This is a genomic window from Tenacibaculum sp. SM2510 (assembly GCF_057002845.1).
The window spans coordinates 478,713-497,877 of record NZ_CP192703.1 but is presented as its reverse complement, the minus strand read 5'-3'; the positions used below and the strand labels follow the sequence as shown (position 1 = coordinate 497,877).

Here is a 19,165-nt window from a genome sequence, read left to right as displayed (position 1 = left end):
TCAATTTTAAATTTTTAGACACTTCACTTAATTTTCTGTAGCAAAACAGAAAGCTATTTTGTTGTCTATCTATGTGATATAAATCCTTTAGGGAGATAATGTTACATAGAAAAAATTACAGTTTAAATAGAATTAAATACATAAAAAATGTTAGACAACATTATCAAGTTTTCAATTAAAAACAAATTGATTATTGGTGCTTTTGTATTGGTGTTAATTGGTTGGGGAGTGTACTCGCTAAAACAATTACCAATAGATGCAGTGCCAGATATTACCAATAACCAGGTGCAAATAATTACTTCTGCACCTTCACAATCTGCACAAGATATAGAGCGCTTAGTAACATTTCCTATAGAAATGACCATGGCTAGTATTCCGAAGATTGAAGAAGTGCGTTCTTTTTCTCGTTTTGGGCTTAGTGTAGTAACCATTGTTTTTAAAGACGATGTAGATATTTATTGGGCAAGGCAACAAATTAATGAACGATTAACTGAAGCTAAAAGTAATATTCCAGCTGGCGTTGGTTCACCAGAAATGGGGCCTCTAACAACTGGTTTAGGTGAAATATATCAATATACGTTATTTGCAGAAGAAGGTTATGAAGCAGCATTTTCAGCGATGGAATTACGCTCGCTTCAAGATTGGATTGTTCGCCGTCAACTATTAGGAATTGAAGGAATTGCAGATGTAAGTAGTTTTGGCGGCTTTTTAAAGCAATACGAAGTTGCTTTACAGCCAGAAAGATTGCAAGCATTAAGTGTTAGTGTAAACGAAGTTCTAGAAGCTTTGGCTAAAAACAATCAAAATACAGGAGGTGCTTATATTGATAAAAATCCGAAAGCATATTTTATTCGAAGCCAAGGATTGATTCGAACACCTGAAGATATTCAAAATATTGTTATTAAAAACACCGAAAATGGTACGCCTATTTTAATTAAGGATATCGGAAAAGTACAATTAGGAAGCGCCATCAGATATGGTGCAATGACCAGAAACGGAGAGGGAGAAGTTGTTGGTGGAATTGTAATGATGTTAAAAGATGCAAACGCATCAAAAGTAATAAAGCGTGTAAAAAACAGAGTTGCACAAATACAAAAAAGTTTACCAGAAGGTGTTGTAATCCAACCTTTTTTAGACAGAACAAAATTAGTTGATAAAGCAATTAGTACGGTAGCTACCAATTTAATTGAAGGAGCTTTAATCGTGATTCTTATTTTGGTGTTATTATTAGGGAACTTACGCGCGGGTTTAATTGTTGCATCGGTAATTCCGTTGGCAATGTTATTTGCTATTATATTGATGAATCTCTTTGGGGTTTCAGGAAATTTGATGAGTTTAGGAGCCATTGATTTCGGAATTATAGTGGATGGATCGGTGATTATTGTTGAAGCAACATTGCATTATTTAGTAGTGAGAAAATCAGGAAAAAAATTATCGCAAGCTGAAATGGATGAAGAAGTATATCAATCAGCTTCTAAAATTAGAACGAGTGCAGCCTTTGGCGAAATTATTATTTTAATCGTATACCTTCCTATTTTGGCTTTAGTAGGTATTGAAGGAAAAATGTTTAAACCAATGGCGATAACCGTAAGTTTTGCCATTTTAGGTGCATTTATTTTGTCGTTAACTTACGTTCCGATGATTAGTGCTTTGTTTTTAAAGAAAACAATTACAGGAAAAAAGAATATTTCTGATAAAATAATAGGCGCCTTACAAAGTGTTTATGCATCTGTATTAGAATTTGTTTTAAATTATAAAAAATCAGTACTTATTGGTGCTGTACTTATTTTCTTATTGAGTCTTTTTACTTTTAAAAATATGGGGTCAGAATTTATTCCATCTTTAGATGAAGGAGATTTAGCGGTTCAAGCAACGGTTTCTACAGGAAGTTCATTGTCTTATACGATTGATGTAACCAATAAATCTTCAAAATTATTATTAGCAGAATTTCCAGATGAAATTGAACAAATTGTAAGTAGAATTGGTTCTTCGGAAATACCTACAGATCCGATGCCTGTTGAAGTAGCCGATATTATTATCATCTTAAAAGATAAAAGTGATTGGACCAAAGCACGTACTAAAAACGAGTTGACGGAAAAAATGAATCACTTATTAGATGAAAATATGTTAGGTGTTAATTACGGATTTCAGCAGCCGATACAAATGCGTTTTAATGAATTGATGACGGGAGCACGACAAGATGTAGTGTTGAAAATTTATGGAGAAGATTTAGATAAATTAGTGAAATACGGAAATGAATTAGGGAAAATTATTCCTAATGTAGCTGGAGCTGAAGATTTGTATGTTGAAAAAATGACAGGTTTAAAGCAAATCGTAATCGATTATAAGCGAGATCAATTAGCATTATATGGTTTAAATATTTCTGATGTAAATACAGCTGTAAATACTGCATTTGGGGGTCAAAGCGTAGGTTCGATATATAAAGGTGAGCAACGTTATGATTTGGTAGTACGAATGGTAAAAGAAAATCGATCAAGTATTGAAGATATTCGTAAACTGCATGTCACCACATCAAATGGAACACAAATTCCGTTAGAAAAAGTTGCTGATGTGAGCTTTAAAACAGGGCCAAACCAAATACAAAGAGATGATGCTAAACGAAGAATTACGGTTGGTTTTAATGTTAGAGGACGTGATGTTGCAAGTATTGTTGCTGAACTACAAGTTAAAGTTAGCAAAAAAATACAATTCGATCCAGGGTATTATATCACCTACGGTGGAACTTTTAAAAATTTAGAAGAAGCACGTGCAAGGTTAGGAATTGCAGTTCCTATTGCTTTATTATTAATTTTCTTATTGTTATACTTTACGTTTAAATCAATTAAACAAAGTATTTTAATTTATACGGCAATTCCAATGTCTGCTATTGGTGGAATTTTCGCTCTATGGTTTAGAGATATGCCTTTTTCAATTTCTGCAGGAATAGGTTTTATAGCCTTGTTTGGTGTGGCTGTTTTAAACGGAATAGTCTTAATAGCTGAGTTTAACCGTTTAAAAGAAGCTGGAATGACAAATATTAAAGAAATTATAAGAAAAGGAACTGCTGTTCGATTGCGCCCCGTAATTATGACAGCGGCTGTTGCTTCTTTAGGGTTTTTACCGATGGCTCTTTCTGCATCAGCAGGGGCAGAGGTTCAAAAACCATTGGCAACCGTAGTTATTGGTGGATTAGTATCTGCAACCTTATTAACCTTATTAATTTTACCTGTTTTATATTTCTTTTCTGAAAGTAAAAATTCAATTAAACTCAATTCAAAAATAGTAACAGTGCTATTTATATTCGGAGGAAGTTTATATATTCAGGCACAAGAAATACCTCAGAAATTAAGTGAACAAGACGTAATTGCGATCGCTTTAAAAAAATCAGTAGCAAGCTATAAATCGACCTTGAATATAGCTAAAAAGAAGGCGGGTATTGCTGGGGCAATTGTTTTAGATCCTATTGCTATTAAATATCAAGATGTGGGTGTTAGTGCTGGTTTGTCAGAGAAGGAGTGGTCTGCAAATCAAAATTTCGGTGCTGTTTTAACGCATCTTCAAAAAAGAAAACTAGCAATTGCAAAACATGAATTAGCAATTTCAGAGAATGATATTTCTAAAAAAGAAACTATTAGAACCGTTAGAAGTTTATATCAGCAATGGCACTATTTATATGGGCTTATTTCATTGCTTGAAGAGCAAGCACAAAATAGCGCTCAAATAAAAAGCATTTCTAAGAAGCTGTATAATGCAGGAGAAATTGGTGGGTTAGAAAATGACTTAACAATCATACAATCTTTAGGTACTCAAGCTGAAAAAAGTACTATATATAAAGATTTTAGGCGGGTAGAAAATAAGTTAAAAGAATTATTGCAAATAAAAACAGCTATTGTTCCTGAAACAAAATTCCTTATAAAAAAGGAAATTTCATTTAATAGAGATAGTCTTTCAACAGCATTCTTAGCAGTTTTAGTAAAACGAGCGAAGGTTGCAGAAAAGAATGTTTTAGTTGCTAAATCAATTTATTTTCCTGAGATAACAGCTGGAATTATCAACAGAAAAACAGGAGTTGCAACGGATTATACGGGCTTTAATATTGGCTTAAACATTCCAATATCATTTTGGTCTAATAAAGCTAAAATTAAAGAGAAAAAAATGATAACTGAAGAAATAGCCTTTGAAAATGAATCAAAAAAAATTACAATTGAAAATAATTTTAAGAGTTTACAAAAACAAGTAAACTATTTAAAAGGCGAATTAACAAGTCTTGGTAGTGTGGTGATAAAAGCAGCTAGGTTTATTAAAAAATTAAGATTAGCCTATACAGCTGGTGAAATAGATGCTTATCAGTATAATCAAAGTTTTAATACCTATTTTCAAGTAATGCAAAATTATTTAGCGCTAGTTAATAATTATAATCAAACCATAATCACTTACGAGTTCTATATTAAAAAATTATAAAGAGTCAGAGATTCAACTGACTTCAAAACATAAGAATATGAAAAAAATAATCACATTATTATTAATCATCATTATTACGAGCTGTAATGCTAAAGAAAAAGTATATTCAGATCATAACAATACTCCTGAAAAAAAAGTAAACCTAAGTAATCCAGATGAAAAAGAGGAGGAACATTCAGAAAATGAATTGCATTTAACAAAAGAGCAGGTAGCGTCTGCAAATATAAAAGTAACAAAAATAACAGAGAAGTTAATACGAAATAAGATCGCTGTAACAGGTACTATTGAGGTACCACCACAAAGCAAAGCTACAATTTATGCACCTTTAGAAGCTTTTGTATATAAAACAGATTTGTTACCAGGAGATAAAGTAAAAAAAGGACAAACACTAGCAGTTTTACAGCATGCTAACTTTATTAAATTACAGTATTCATATTTAGAAGCTGTAAATAACTTGAATGTATCAACATCAGATTATAAACGAAAAAAAATGTTATTAGAGAATGATATAGCTTCTGAAAAATCATTTCAAATTACAAAGGGTATCTATAAATCCGCAAAAAGTTTGGTAAGGAGTTACGCAGCGCAATTAAAAATGGCAGGTTTATCGCCAAATACCATTATTGCGAATGGGATTCAACAATATGTATATATAAAAACACCAATTTCCGGTTATGTGGTTGAAAATAATTTGAATAAAGGAATGTTTTTATCTGCAAATTCAGAAATGATGGAAATTATAGATACTGATCATATGCATGCCGAATTAAATGTTTTTGGAACCGATATTACTAAAATTAAAAAAGGTGCTGAATTTATTTTCAAGCCTTCAGGAGTTGATTCTCAATATGAAGGATATATCAAGTTAATTAGTCAAAAAGTAAATGCTAAAACAAAAACTGTTGATGTTCATGGTCATTTTGAAGATAAAGAAAATTTACTAAAATCTGGAATGTTTATCAATGCAGAAATTTTATTAGAAGGTAAAAAAGTATTTGCAATATCAGAAGAAGCAATCATTGAAATTGAAGGGGAAAATTTTATATTTATAGCCAAAAGTGCTGTTGAATTTATTCCTGTAAAAGTAACTTTAGGGAATTCAGATTCAGGCTTTACAGAATTGAAAACGATTGAAAATAATAATTTCGATAGCAAATTTATCACAAAAGGAGCACACTTTTTAAAAGGACAGTTATTACAGCAAGCAGGAGGAATGGAAGGGCATGCACATTAATTTTATTTTGTGATTACGCTGTTAATCTTTTAAACCTTTGTGTTTATTAAGATTTGAGCAATATTAAAATTGTACATTTGAATATAATAATTATAAATTTTAATCATAGAAATGAGTAACAATAAACAATTAGATTTACAATTACCAAAAGGAGGAATTTTAATAGGAATTTTAGTAGTAATTGCAATTATAGCTTTTACAAAATCAACTGTAACGATTAAATCTGGTCAAGCAGGTGTTTTATATAAAACCTTTGGTGGTGGTGTAGTAACAGACGAACCAGCAATGGGCGAGGGATTTCAGGTTGTAGCACCTTGGAACAAAGTTTTTGTATACGAAGTACGTCAACAAGAAATTTTTGAAAAAATGCAAGTCTTATCATCAAACGGATTAGAAATTCAATTAGAAGCTTCTGCTTGGTTTCAGCCACAATCTGATAAGATAGGTTTATTACATCAAGAGAAAGGAGAAAACTATATATCAAGAGTTATTCAGCCAGCTATTCGTTCTGCTGCACGTAGTGTTGTAGGTCGTTATACACCAGAACAGTTATATTCTAGTAAAAGAGATGTAATTCAAACAGAAATTTTTGAAGAAACAAGAAAAATATTGGAAAAACAACATATTCAGTTAAATGAAGTCTTGGTAAGAGACGTAACATTACCATCAACTATTAAAGAAGCAATTGAGCGTAAATTAAAACAAGAGCAAGAGTCTTTAGAATATGAATTTAGATTAGTTACCGCACAAAAAGAAGCTGAAAAGCAAATTATAGAGGCAAAGGGTAAGGCTGATGCTAATAAAATTTTAAGTGCTTCTTTAACTGATAAAATCTTACAAGATAAAGGTATTGAGGCTACTTTAAAGTTATCTGAATCACCAAACAGTAAAATTGTATTGATTGGAGCAGGTAAAAGTGGAATGCCAATTATTTTAGGAAATCAATAAATTTCATTAAAAAATTAAGCAAAAAAAAAGCAACTCATTATGAGTTGCTTTTTTAGTATATAAGATTCTTTGCTTAGTCTCTTCTACGTTTTCTACCAAAACCAGCAGAAGCATTACCATCGCCACCACTACTTCTTCTAGAAGAAGATGAAGATCCGCTATCGCTACTACGTCTTCTAGAGTCGCTTCTGTTAGAAGAATCTCCTCTACTAGAACTTGAGCTTCTTGGTCCTCTGTCGTTTCCACCACTTCTTCTTTTTCCGCTGAATCCACCACCGCCACCGCGAGGTTTTCTTCCGCCTCCACCGCCACCGCGATTAGATTTAGTAATTTCAATATTTACAGAACGCCCGTTAAAGTCAGCATTATTAGCACTAAAAGCGTCTAATGTTTCTTGTTCAAAGTTTTTATCAATTTCAAAGAAAGAAAAAGTGTCTAAAATATCGATTGCTCCAATTTCAACTTTATCAGCAATTTTTTGATCGTTTATTAAACCAATTAATGTTGCTGGATTTAATTCATCTTTTCTTCCTAGGTTAATGAAGAAACGAGTCATGTTTTCGTCATTAGATCTACCTCTTGAAGTACTATCTTTATTAGATACGTCGTTTAAATCATCAGATTTGTTGTAGTAAGATAAAAACTTGTTGAATTCTAATGAAACGAATTTCTGAACTAACTCTTCTCTAGATAAATCTTCTAATTTTTCATAGATACCAGGTAAGAATTCTTCAATTTGTTCAGTATTAACTTCAGTAGCTTTTACCTTTTCAATTAAATGCATTAATTGATTTTGGCAAATTTCTTTACCAGTAGGTACTTTTTTAGCTTCAAATTTCTTTTTGATGATACGCTCAATAGAACGTAATCTACCTTTCTCTTTATTGTTTACTAATACTATAGAGATACCTTTGTTACCTGCTCTACCAGTTCTACCACTACGGTGATTGTAGTTTTCTATCTGGTCTGGTAATTTATGGTTAATTACATGCGTTAATTCCGTTACATCTAATCCACGTGCAGCAACATCAGTAGCTACTAAGATTTGAATGGTTTTTTTACGGAATTTACCCATAACACTATCTCTTTGTTGTTGAGATAAGTCTCCATGTAAAGCATCAGCGCTATAACCATCTTTTATTAAGTTATTGGCTACTTCTTGTGTTTCTCTTCTTGTTCTACAGAAAATAATTGCGTAAATATCAGTATTTACATCAGCAATTCTTTTTAATGCCTGGTAACGTGTTCTTTCGTTTACTACATAGTATTCGTGAGTAACGTTATCTGAACCTTGATTTTTTTCTCCTGATGTAATTTCAACAGGATTATCCATATAGTTTCTAGCAATAGCTTCTACTTCTCTAGGAAAAGTTGCTGAAAACAATAAAGTTTGTTTCGTTTCAGGAGTTGCATCTAATACTTTATCAAGTTCGTCTTTGAACCCCATGTTAAGCATTTCATCAGCCTCATCTAAAACTAACCATCTTACGTTTCCTAATCTTAAAGCTCTACGATTTATTAAATCGACAGTTCTTCCAGGAGTTCCCACAACTATTTGTGCACCTCTTTTTAAACCTCTAATTTGCTCTTCGATATTAGAACCACCATATACAGTTACCACTTTTAAGTCTGGTATGTATTTAGCGAATTCTTTAATGTTGTTTCCTATCTGAACTGCTAGTTCACGAGTAGGAGATAAGATAATAGCTTGTGTGTTTTTATCTGAGTAGTCAATTTGCTCGATAATTGGTAAACTAAAAGCAGCAGTTTTTCCAGTACCAGTTTGGGCGAAAGCTTTTAAATCGGCCGTAGATGAAATAATTTGTGGAATTGCTTTTTCTTGAATTACAGTAGGCTTTTCGTAACCTAAATCTGTTAATGCTTTGTTGATAGGCTCTTTTAAACCTAAATCTAAAAATGTTGACATATATACGTCTGTGTTCTTTTTAGATTCACAGACGCCAGTATCTGTAAACCTGATTCTTAATTTGGACAATAGATTATATGGCTAATAATCTGGTAGTTAATAATCTAAATTTCATTTTATTTCGAAAATAAAATCGCGCAAAGGTATGATAAATAAAACAGATTACATAAAATTATTTGTTTTTCTGTAAATTACTTACTTCTACATTTATTTTTTTTGAAGATAAACTAGTATACCCGTTTGTAATAACGCCTTTATTATCAATTAAAACAACACGTGGAAACTTACTAGTGGAAAACTCACAAAGCATACTTTTTTTAGGCAATGTATATTGATGCTTAATATCTATATTTTTAGTATATCTTTTAGAAGATGTACATAAATTAACAACTACAAAATTAACCTCAGGATTATTTCTTATTAAGTAATTAGTACGTGAAGCAATCCACTCATCTGAAGCATGCTTATAATCTTTAAATAAAATTACAGTATTTTTTTTATTTACTATTTTTGAAATATTTTTTTCTTCACCTCTTGCATTTACTAAATTAAATGATGGTAGTTTGTCTCCTGTATTTAATACTTTAAGGTCGTTAATTAATCTTTGAATATTTTTTTTCTGCTCTATGTTAGTATTTAGCTTAAAAAAAGTAAAAAAGATTTGCTTGTTGTTTTTTTGATTTGGCTCTTTAAAAAATCGGCGTATAACCGTATTGTATAATAATTTGTTTTTTATTTCTTCTGAAGAAATATTAGCATCTATACTGTGCAATAAAGCTACAGTAAAATTGTCTGATTTATCTTTTTTAAGATATACATCATTGTAAAACTTATCAATCATGAACCTGTAATACGGGCCGTAGAAAATTAAAGAATCTTTTTTTGAGTTAACATTATTACGATAATCAAAATATGACTCATGTAATATACTAGGTTCTTTCTTGTTAAAATTACGAATAGCATATTGCTCTAAATTTGTGTAAATGGGGTATAGCATAGAGATGTTTAGAATTTCTAAAAACTCATTAGAAATATCACCTGAATTATTCTTGTAGGAATTAATAATTTTTTGCTTTATTCTTTTTATAGAATCAGCTTTTTGTAAAAAGTATTGTGATGAAAGGTTTTGAAATTTTGAAAATTTTTTTTCATCTACCTCTGTTTGTAAAAAAGATTCAATTAAGATGTTATTTCTTTCAGCATTTTTACCACTAAAAACAAGTGACTCATCAAAATTCCAAGTATTTAACCTAAAAAGTAAACTGTCTTTAGCTTCTAAATAAACGTATTGATGTTCTGGACCGTGACCAAAAATGTATAAGCCGTTTTTAAATTTTTTAAAAGCACCTAAAAAGCTATTATCTTTTTTTAAATATATGGTATCATTAAAACCATAATTATCTGATAAAGTAACATAGCTAGATTTTGGATTTATAATCTTACCTCCAAAATAAGTATTTTTAGGGGCTTCAGATTCATTACAACTAATGAATAAAATTAATATAAAAGGGACTAAATATTTAATCATATCTTATTTTTCTCTTTATAAAGAAATAATGGTCAAAAATAAACATCTCTACATAATGTAGTTGTTAATTAGCTGTTAAAAGAATTAAAAGCGCCAAATGTATGGTGTTAAATTTATCCTTGCAAATTCTTTTTAAGTCAGTATATTTTATACTTTTGCAGCCAATTTAAAAAGTTATAAATGTTATCAGTATCTAATTTATCAGTTCAGTTTGGTAAGCGTATTTTATTTGATGAAGTAAACACTAAGTTTACTCAAGGAAATTGCTACGGTATTATCGGAGCAAACGGAGCAGGAAAATCTACTTTTTTAAAGATTATCTCTGGTAAACAAGACCCTACATCTGGTCAGGTTCATTTAGAATCTGGAAAAAGAATGTCTGTTTTAACTCAAGATCACTATGCTTTTGATGAGTACACTACTCTAGAAACTGTTTTAATGGGTAATAAAGAGTTGCATAAAATTAAATCGGAAATAGATGCTTTATATGCTGATTATACAGATGATAATGCTGAGAAAATAGGGGAGTTGCAAGTTCGTTTTGAAGAGATGGATGGTTGGAATGCCGATGCTGCTGCTGCAACTTTATTATCGAATTTAGGTATTAAAGAAGAAGATCACTATACATTATTAGCCGATTTAGAATCTAAAAAGAAAGTACGTATCTTATTAGCACAAGCTTTATTTGGTAACCCGGATGTGCTTATAATGGATGAACCTACCAACGATTTAGATTTTGAAACTATTGCTTGGCTAGAAAATTTTTTAGCTAATTTTGATAATACTGTAATCGTTGTATCGCATGACCGTCACTTTTTAGATGCTGTTTGTACACATATTTCTGATATTGATTTCGCAAAAATAAATCACTTTTCAGGAAACTATACTTTCTGGTATGAATCTAGTCAGTTAGCAGCAAAGCAAAGAGCACAACAAAATAAAAAGGCAGAAGATAAGAAGAAGGAATTAGAAGAATTTATTCGTCGTTTCTCTGCAAACATGGCAAAATCTAAACAAGCTACTTCTCGTAAGAAGATGATAGATAAGTTAAATGTTGATGAGATAAGACCTTCTAGTCGTCGCTACCCAGCTATTATTTTTGATAGAGATAGAGAAGCAGGAGATCAAATTTTAAATATAGAAGGATTAACTAAAAACTTTGAAGGGAGCCCGTTATTTGCCAACGTTGATATTAATTTAAATAAAGGGGATAAAGTTGCTATTATTTCAAAGAATTCTAAAGCTGTATCTACTTTTTATGAAATTATTTCAGGAAATGAAGTAGCAGATTCAGGAGAATATAACTGGGGTGTAACAACTACGCAGTCTTATTTACCTTCAGATAATTCATCATTTTTTCAAGACGGAGAATTAGATTTAGTAGATTGGTTACGTCAGTATGCCCAAACAGAAGAAGAAAGAGAAGAAGTTTTTTTAAGAGGTTTCTTAGGTAAAATGATTTTCTCTGGTGAAGAAGCCTTAAAGAAAAGTAATGTGCTCTCTGGAGGAGAAAAAGTTCGTTGTATGTTATCTCGTATGATGATGACAAGAGCTAATATTGTTTTATTAGATGAGCCAACGAATCACTTAGATTTAGAATCTATTCAGTCCTTAAACAATTCTTTAATTAACTTTAAAGGAACAGTATTGTTTTCTACTCATGATCATGAGTTTGCACAAACAGTAGCAAACCGAGTTATTGAAATAACGCCAAAAGGAGTTATCGATAAGTATTCAACTTTTGATGATTATTTATCTGATCCTAAGGTTAAGGAATTAAGAAAGAAAATGTATTCTTAATAGATATATTATTGCATAAAAAAAAAGGAAGCTAATTAATTAGCTTCCTTTTTTTTATGTTTACTCTTCTGTAGTTGTTTCTATTTCAAAAAAACTAAAAACATTACCTCCATAGCGTTTATCGTAACTATGGTTTGGGTGTTTTGTTAAATCGGTATGTTTAGAATGTTCTATAATTAAAGTACCTTCTTCATTTAAAAGCTGACGTTCAAAAACAAGGTCAGCAATTTTTAAAAACTGCTCTTCTTCAAAATCATACGGAGGATCCGCAAAAATAACATCCGCTTTTATGGTTGTTTTCTCTAAAAATTTATAAACATCGCTTTTGTAGGTATTAATATCTAAATCAAGCTCTTTAGCAGTTTCATTAATGTATTTAATACATCCAAAATGTGCATCAACAGCATGTATTGTTAAGGTTCCGCGAGATGCAAATTCATAACTGATGTTTCCTGTACCAGCAAAAAGGTCTAATACAGCAATACTATCAAAATAATAATCGTTGTTTAAAATATTAAATAACGATTCTTTTGCCATGTCGGTCGTAGGACGAACAGGTAACTTTTTCGGAGCAGAAAGTCGTCTGCTTTTATATTTTCCTGATATAATTCTCATTAGGATACTAAGATGAAATTAGAATGATTCGAAAATTCTTCGCTATCTGTAAAAAAGTTTAAGATAGGTTTAAAAAAATGAATATTACGCACGTAATTATAGGTAATGGTATAAAGATCAGATTCTTTTTCAATATTTCCTACAAAAGTTAATTGAAATTTATTAGGATCCATTTGTAGTTGTTCTGCTACAAATAAAATATAATAAAGAAAATCTTCTTTTGTAGTAAAAGAAAAAGAATTGTATAAAATTAAATTGTTTTGTTGGCAAACAACAATATCTAATTGGTTTGTAGATACGTGAACAAAAAACTGTTTTTCAGAATCTTCTTTAGAGTAATTTAATAACTTATCTATTAAAATAGTAGCATGATGCTTGTATTCGAATTCTCCGAAATTTTGAAATAAATAATTATTAATATTTACATAAGGTATGTATACAGTATTAGCTTCTATGGTTTCTAAAGCATCATACGTAATAAAATCTGTTGATAAGGTTTTAACGGTGTATTTTAAAAAAGAATCTAAGCTACTTCTATCAAAATATTCGTTGGGCACAAGCGTTGCTAAATTGTTTTGATGAATAGCAAATACACTTTTAAAGTCTTGCTGTAAATCTTTATCAGTAGCAAAAATACTAATAACTTTATCTAATAAATATTCAGGAGAAGTTAATGAAATCTCAAATGTATACTCGGTAAATAAAATTGTTTCTTTTGTATCTGAATTAGAAATACAAAAAGAAAATCCATCCAAACTAAATTGGATGGATAGATTTTTATTTTGCGTTATTACGCTAGTTTTTTTAGTCTTCTTTAACAACTGCTGCACCTTTATCGTAAGAAGGAGGCCAATTACCACCTGTAGTTACTTCGATTAAAGAACCAACAGAAACATACGCTCCTTTAATTTGGTCAGTTTCTAAAGCTTCTAATTCTTGTTTTACTAAAGAAGAACTCATTCCTTTTAAAATAGATGTTTTATCAGCTTTAACTTCAAAAACAGGAACTAACAAGCCAGCAACTTTTTCAACTTCGCTTGTCGCTATTTCAAATTGCTTATCTGTTCCAGGAACATTAAACATACCTTTATAATCCTCACCTTCAAAATACTTTGCAACTGGCTCGTAACCTATGGTGTCAATTTGTTTTTTAGAAACAGTAATGAAAATACCACCACCTCTATCTACTTTCTCTTCAATATTTTTAGTTTCAACTAAAGCTAATTGACCATTTTCAATAAAGTTGATTAAAGAGTCTTTACTGTTTGTATAAGTTCTATAAACATCTTTATATTTAACTTCAGCATCACGAATTAATTTTAAATTCTTAATAACCTTAGTAAATCGTACTTCTTTTTCTTTAGCAAAATGAATAGGTTCCATGATACCTCCGTATATAAGATATGTTAAAAAAGCAGTGGCTGCTAATAATAAAATAGAGATTAACCATCTCATTTTCAATGGCACGAACTTAACTATAATTACAGCTAAAAGAATTGCAACTACAACAGCTGCTAAAATCATTAATAATAAATTCATTTTTTTTGTTTTAATATATGATATACGCAAATCTACAATTTTTTTTCAATCATGAAAATTTTTATCTATAAATACATTTATCTTTGGCTATTATTTAAAATATGATAGAATCAGCACCTAAGTTTTATAAAGAAATTCTCGAAAAATTTCCGTACCAACCTACTCAAAAACAAAATGAGTTATTAGATAAGTTAACCGATTTTTTGTTTGACAGTAATAGTAATGCTTTATTTTTATTAAAAGGATATGCGGGTACTGGTAAAACAACCATAATTAGTACGGTAGTTAATAATTTATGGAAAGCCGGTAAAAGGGCCGTTCTTTTAGCGCCTACAGGTAGGGCAGCAAAAGTAATTTCTGGTTATTCTAAAAAGCAAGCATTTACCATACATAAAAAAATTTACTTTCCTAAAAAAGAGGGTAATGGTGGTGTTAGCTTTGTGATGCAACCTAATAAGCATATTAACACGGTTTTTATAGTTGATGAGGCTTCAATGATATCAGACGCTCGTCAAAATTCAAAACTGTTTGAAAATGGCTCTTTATTAGATGATTTAATATCTTTTGTATACTCAGGTAAAAACTGTAAAATTGTGTTTATAGGTGATACAGCACAGTTACCACCGGTTAAATTAACAATGAGTCCTGCTTTAGAGGCAGATAAACTTTCTTTTGATTTTAATAAAGATGTTATCGAAATTGAGTTAGATGAAGTAGTCCGTCAGCAACAAAATTCAGGGATTTTAGCTAATGCAACCGATTTGCGCTTATTAATACAAAATAATGTTACCGACTTTAAGTTTGATATAAATTATCCGGATATCATCAGGCTAGAAGATAGTTACGATATACAAGATGCCATTACACAGGCGTACGATGGTGATATCGGAGTAGAAGATACCGCTTTTATTGTGCGCTCAAATAAAAGAGCTAATCAATATAACGATCAAATTAGAACTAAAATACGTGGACAAGAAAATGAAATTTCTACCGGCGATTATGTAATGATTGTTAAGAATAATTATTTTTGGTTAAAAGATTCTTCTTCAGCAGGTTTTATAGCTAACGGAGATATTTGCGAAGTAATGCGAATTAGCGATATAAAAGAATTATACGGATTTAAATTTGCTGAAGTAGAAGTTCGTATGATAGATTATCCTGATATGAGCTCTTTTGAAACTGTTTTGTTATTAGATACACTTTCTAGCGAAAGTCCGTCTTTAAGTTACGAAGAGTCAAACAAATTGTATCAAGCTGTAAAAGAAGATTTTGCTGATGAAAAATCGAAGTACAAACAGTTTATGGGTGTGAAAAATAATAAATACTTTAACGCTCTTCAAGTAAAGTTTTCTTATGCTATGACTTGTCACAAATCTCAAGGTGGACAATGGAATACCGTTTTTATAGAACAACCTTATTTACCTGACGGACCAAGTGTTGAGTATTTACGTTGGCTATATACCGCAGTTACTCGTGCTCAAGATAAATTATATTTAATAGGTTTTAAAGATGAGTGTTTTTTAGAGTAAATAGTTGTTGTTTTAATAAAAAAACGTTTCAATTCATTTAGAAAGGTTTTCATCTATACATATAAGGTCGTTCATCGAAAAACGAACTGAAGATGCTTATGTTATTGATACATTTATAATATATTAATGTAATTTTTTAACATGAAAAATATAGTATTAGCATTATTAGTTTTTTTTACTCAAGTGATAGTTGCTCAGCAAGTTTGTGAAGACGAAGTTGAGTCGAATTACATAGATATAAATAGTATTTCTGTAAAAAAATGCGAAAACAAATCATCTAGAGCTGCTATTCAAAACTCAGAAACAACATCAAAAGTATTTAGTAAAAGGTATTTAAAGAAAAAAAGGTTTAGTGATAGAGTAAAAAAACCATTAAATAAAACAATACTTAAGGTAGCTAAAAGCGAAATAGAAAATCTTGCAATGTCAATTAATGAACCTAAAGTTATTTCTAACAAAGAAAAGTTAATTAGAAACAGTGCAAAAAGTATAAGTTTGGTTTCAAATAAAGTTAATAACGAGTTAACTCAAGCAGAATTGAAAGTTAAAGAAGGTATTAACTTAACAAATTTTAAAAGAACAGTTTCTTTTGCGGAAGTATCAAATGTACCTTCATTTCCAATGCCAAATAATAATATTTCTTTTAATCAAAGAATGGCTGAACATATTAAAGTTCAATTAAAATACCCACAACAAGCATTAGTAAATAACGTTGAAGGTTCTGTTTTAGTTAGTTTTATAATTAATACTAATGGAGAAGTAATAAACATTAAAGCTTCAAGTAATGACATAAATAATAATATTTTAGAAAAAGAAGCTATCAGGATTATAAGAACACTTCCAATATTTATACCAGGTGAGCATAATGGTAAAAAAGTGAATGTGTCTTACGAGTTTCCTTTACATTTTTCAATGGACTATTAAATTATAATTTTTGCATACAATTAACATATTATAAATTTTTTTAGTACTAAAAAAAGTACATTTGTTGTTCAATTAAATCTTTATAATGTTTAAAAGAGCACTTTCTATAATTGGTATTTTTTGTATTTCAACAACAATAAATGCTCAAAAACCTCAAAAATTAAATTCTAATCAGATTTTTGAGAAAATTCAAAAATTAAACTTTTTAGGTTCTGCATTATACATTGCAGCGCATCCTGATGATGAAAACACCCGTTTAATCGCTTATTTATCAAACCATGAAAAAGCAAGAACAGGTTATTTGTCATTAACTCGTGGAGATGGAGGCCAGAATTTAATTGGCTCAGAAATGAGAGAATTATTAGGGGTAATTCGGACACAAGAATTATTGGCTGCCAGAAGAGTAGATGGAGGAGAGCAGCGTTTTACTAGAGCCAACGATTTTGGGTACTCTAAACACCCAGATGAAACTTTAAAAATTTGGAATAAAGAGGAGGTTTTAGCAGATGTAGTTTGGGCTATCCGAACTTTTAAGCCAGATGTAATTATAAATCGGTTTAATCACAGAACTCCAGGTACAACACACGGTCACCATACTTCATCGGCAATGTTAAGTATGGAAGCTTTTGATTTAGCAAACGATAAAACAAAATATGCTAGTCAGCTTAAAAACACGAGTATTTGGCAACCACAACGCTTGTTTTTTAACACTTCTTGGTGGTTTTATGGTAGTCAAGAAAAGTTCGATAAAGCAGATAAAAGTAAGATGTTAAGTTTTGATATTGGTGCTTATTATCCGTTAAAAGGCTTATCAAACAACGAATTGGCATCTATGGCTAGTAGTCAACATTTATGTCAAGGTTTTGGTCGTTTAACAACTCGTGGAAGTCAAACAGAATATGTTGAATTTTTAAAAGGTGATTTTCCGAAGGATAAAAAAGATATTTTTTCAGGTATAAATACCACGTGGAATAGAGTAGAAGGTGGTGGCGAAATTGGTGAAATTTTATACAAAATTGAAAAGAATTTCAATTTTGTAAATCCATCAAAGCATTTGCCGCAATTAATGGAAGCATATAAATTGGTTCAAAACTTAAAAGATGCACATTGGAAAAATATAAAGACAACAGAATTACAACAAATAATTAAAGCTTGCGCAGGTTTGTATTTAGAAGCTTCTGCAAACAAATCTAGCACCACATCAAATAGTAATTTTGAAGTTAATTTTGAAGCCTTAAATAGAAGTACTAATTCAATAGAGTTAGTATCAATTAAAACATTACCGAGCGAAAAAATAATTACTAAAAATTTAGCATTAACACCTAATTTAAAGCAAAACTTTAAAGAAAGTATTACTATTAAAAACATTGGTTATTCATCTCCTTATTGGTTAACAAAACCATGGGATTTAGGAATGTATACTGTTGAAAACAAAAAACTAATAGGAAATCCGGAAAGCGAACGACCTATTAACATCGTTTATAATTTGATTATAGAAAATCAACCGATATCATTTAAAATTCCGGTTGTTTACAGATATTCTAAAAGTGATAAAGGAGAAATTTATGAACCTTTTGAAGTATTGCCAAAAGTAACCACTAAATTAAAAAGTAAGGTTATTATTTTTTCTGATGATGTTTCTCAAAAAGTGTCTTTAGAGGTTCGTTCTGGAGATAAAAATGTAATAGGAACTGTTTCTTTACAGGTTCCTAACGGATGGCAGGTTTCTCCTAAAATGGCTGATTTTAATATCGAGCAAAAAGGAGATAAACAAATAGTAGATTTTAAAGTTATACCACCAAAAAATCAATCAGAAGGAGTTTTAAAGGCAATAGCAACAATTGGTAACGAAACATATAGTAAAGAGTTAATCGAAATTAATTACAATCACATTCCTAAACAATCTATTTTATTACCATCACAAGCAAAGCTTGTTCGTTTAAATATTAAAAAAAGAGGAGATAAAATAGGCTATATTCAAGGGTCAGGAGATGCAATTCCAGAAAGTTTACGTCAAATAGGGTATACAGTTATTGAAATAAATCCTAAAGACATAAATGATAAGAATTTAAAAGGTTTTGACGCAGTTGTTATAGGAATTCGTGCATATAATACCTTGCCTGAATTACAGTTTAAGCAAAAGTATTTGCTAGAATTTGTAAAGAACGGAGGAAATATGATTGTACAGTATAACACGAATAGAAGGGTAGACGTAAAAGCACCGTTTGAGTTAAAATTATCTAGAGATAGGGTAACAGATGAGGATGCAAAAGTTACTTTACTAGCCAAAGAGCATTCAATTTTAAATTACCCTAACAAAGTTACTGAAGCTGATTTTAAAGGTTGGGTTCAAGAACGTGGATTGTATTTCCCGAATCAATGGAGTAAAGAGTATACGCCAATCTTATCAATGAATGATAAAGGAGAATCTGTTAAAGAAGGTAGTTTGTTAATCGCTAAATACGGAAAAGGAAATTATATATATACAGGTTTAAGTTTCTTTAGAGAATTACCTGTAGGTGTTTCGGGTGCTTATAAATTATTTGCGAATATGTTGTCTGTAGGCAAAGAGAATGACGTAAAACAAAAAGAAATTAAGCTCTAACAGTTGTAATTACACAAAATTAAAAAAAGCCTCGAAAACATATGTTTTCGAGGCT

At 30.4% G+C, this 19,165-nt stretch carries 12 protein-coding genes; 7 read left to right on the top strand and 5 right to left on the bottom strand.

The genetic code is table 11. The features are described 5' to 3' along the window. The first annotated feature begins 147 nt into the window (after positions 1 to 147). From ACQ629_RS02145 to ACQ629_RS02135, 3 genes are all read left to right on the top strand, one after another. Positions 148 to 4,461, top strand: coding sequence for a CusA/CzcA family heavy metal efflux RND transporter (locus ACQ629_RS02145; RefSeq protein WP_483706316.1), 4,314 nt, complete (start codon positions 148 to 150; stop codon positions 4,459 to 4,461). A gap of 37 nt (positions 4,462 to 4,498) precedes the next feature. Next, positions 4,499 to 5,695 carry an efflux RND transporter periplasmic adaptor subunit gene (locus ACQ629_RS02140; protein WP_483706315.1) on the top strand — a complete coding sequence of 399 codons (1,197 nt, stop codon included), beginning with the start codon at positions 4,499 to 4,501 and terminating at the stop codon, positions 5,693 to 5,695. Between the two features lie 111 nt (positions 5,696 to 5,806). After that, complete coding sequence (locus ACQ629_RS02135; RefSeq protein WP_483706314.1) at positions 5,807 to 6,643, top strand: prohibitin family protein; 837 nt, start codon at positions 5,807 to 5,809, stop codon at positions 6,641 to 6,643. Between the two features lie 73 nt (positions 6,644 to 6,716). Here ACQ629_RS02135 and ACQ629_RS02130 read toward each other — a convergent pair whose 3' ends face one another. Beyond that, complete coding sequence (locus ACQ629_RS02130; RefSeq protein WP_483706313.1) at positions 6,717 to 8,570, bottom strand: DEAD/DEAH box helicase; 1,854 nt, start codon at positions 8,568 to 8,570, stop codon at positions 6,717 to 6,719. Between the two features lie 172 nt (positions 8,571 to 8,742). After that, on the bottom strand, positions 8,743 to 10,098 hold the full coding sequence (locus tag ACQ629_RS02125) for a hypothetical protein (protein WP_483706312.1): 1,356 nt from the start codon (positions 10,096 to 10,098) through the stop codon (positions 8,743 to 8,745). Between the two features lie 180 nt (positions 10,099 to 10,278). Between ACQ629_RS02125 and ACQ629_RS02120 the strand changes: the two genes are divergently transcribed. Beyond that, complete coding sequence (locus tag ACQ629_RS02120) at positions 10,279 to 11,898, top strand: ABC-F family ATP-binding cassette domain-containing protein (RefSeq protein ID WP_483706311.1); 1,620 nt, start codon at positions 10,279 to 10,281, stop codon at positions 11,896 to 11,898. 60 nt (positions 11,899 to 11,958) lie between these two features. On the opposite strand, the gene ACQ629_RS02115 is transcribed toward ACQ629_RS02120, so the two are convergent. From ACQ629_RS02115 to ACQ629_RS02105, 3 genes are read right to left on the bottom strand one after another with little or no spacing between them, the layout of a single operon-like run. Then, positions 11,959 to 12,513: an RsmD family RNA methyltransferase gene (locus tag ACQ629_RS02115; protein ID WP_483706310.1), complete on the bottom strand. Its 555-nt coding sequence runs from the start codon at positions 12,511 to 12,513 to the stop codon at positions 11,959 to 11,961. Further along, positions 12,513 to 13,343, bottom strand: coding sequence for a DUF3822 family protein (locus ACQ629_RS02110; protein WP_483706309.1), 831 nt, complete (start codon positions 13,341 to 13,343; stop codon positions 12,513 to 12,515). Before ACQ629_RS02110 ends, ACQ629_RS02115 begins: the two co-directional genes overlap by 1 nt. Further along, positions 13,318 to 14,052 (bottom strand): hypothetical protein, encoded by a 735-nt coding sequence (locus ACQ629_RS02105; protein ID WP_483706308.1) that lies wholly within the window; start codon positions 14,050 to 14,052, stop codon positions 13,318 to 13,320. Before ACQ629_RS02105 ends, ACQ629_RS02110 begins: the two co-directional genes overlap by 26 nt. A gap of 101 nt (positions 14,053 to 14,153) precedes the next feature. Here ACQ629_RS02105 and ACQ629_RS02100 point away from each other — a divergent pair, with 101 nt between their 5' ends. The 3 genes from ACQ629_RS02100 to ACQ629_RS02090 all read left to right on the top strand — a co-directional run bounded on the left by ACQ629_RS02100 (position 14,154) and on the right by ACQ629_RS02090 (position 19,110). Continuing rightward, positions 14,154 to 15,581, top strand: coding sequence for an ATP-dependent DNA helicase (locus tag ACQ629_RS02100; RefSeq protein WP_483706307.1), 1,428 nt, complete (start codon positions 14,154 to 14,156; stop codon positions 15,579 to 15,581). Positions 15,582 to 15,722: 141 nt separating this feature from the next. Then, positions 15,723 to 16,505 carry an energy transducer TonB gene (locus ACQ629_RS02095; protein ID WP_483706306.1) on the top strand — a complete coding sequence of 261 codons (783 nt, stop codon included), beginning with the start codon at positions 15,723 to 15,725 and terminating at the stop codon, positions 16,503 to 16,505. Positions 16,506 to 16,590: 85 nt separating this feature from the next. Next, on the top strand, positions 16,591 to 19,110 hold the full coding sequence (locus ACQ629_RS02090; protein WP_483706305.1) for a PIG-L family deacetylase: 2,520 nt from the start codon (positions 16,591 to 16,593) through the stop codon (positions 19,108 to 19,110). Positions 19,111 to 19,165 lie beyond the last annotated feature (55 nt).

Bases quoted from the DNA above. Each gene is read 5' to 3' on its own strand.
- ACQ629_RS02095 (WP_483706306.1), top strand. From the start codon at position 15,723: ATGAAAAATATAGTATTAGCATTATTAGTTTTTTTTACTCAAGTGATA.
- ACQ629_RS02105 (WP_483706308.1), bottom strand. From the start codon at position 14,052: ATGAATTTATTATTAATGATTTTAGCAGCTGTTGTAGTTGCAATTCTT.
- ACQ629_RS02135 (WP_483706314.1), top strand. From the start codon at position 5,807: ATGAGTAACAATAAACAATTAGATTTACAATTACCAAAAGGAGGAATT.
- ACQ629_RS02120 (WP_483706311.1), top strand. From the start codon at position 10,279: ATGTTATCAGTATCTAATTTATCAGTTCAGTTTGGTAAGCGTATTTTA.
- ACQ629_RS02140 (WP_483706315.1), top strand. From the start codon at position 4,499: ATGAAAAAAATAATCACATTATTATTAATCATCATTATTACGAGCTGT.
- ACQ629_RS02090 (WP_483706305.1), top strand. From the start codon at position 16,591: ATGTTTAAAAGAGCACTTTCTATAATTGGTATTTTTTGTATTTCAACA.
- ACQ629_RS02125 (WP_483706312.1), bottom strand. From the start codon at position 10,098: ATGATTAAATATTTAGTCCCTTTTATATTAATTTTATTCATTAGTTGT.
- ACQ629_RS02100 (WP_483706307.1), top strand. From the start codon at position 14,154: ATGATAGAATCAGCACCTAAGTTTTATAAAGAAATTCTCGAAAAATTT.
- ACQ629_RS02130 (WP_483706313.1), bottom strand. From the start codon at position 8,570: ATGTCAACATTTTTAGATTTAGGTTTAAAAGAGCCTATCAACAAAGCA.
- ACQ629_RS02115 (WP_483706310.1), bottom strand. From the start codon at position 12,513: ATGAGAATTATATCAGGAAAATATAAAAGCAGACGACTTTCTGCTCCG.
- ACQ629_RS02145 (WP_483706316.1), top strand. From the start codon at position 148: ATGTTAGACAACATTATCAAGTTTTCAATTAAAAACAAATTGATTATT.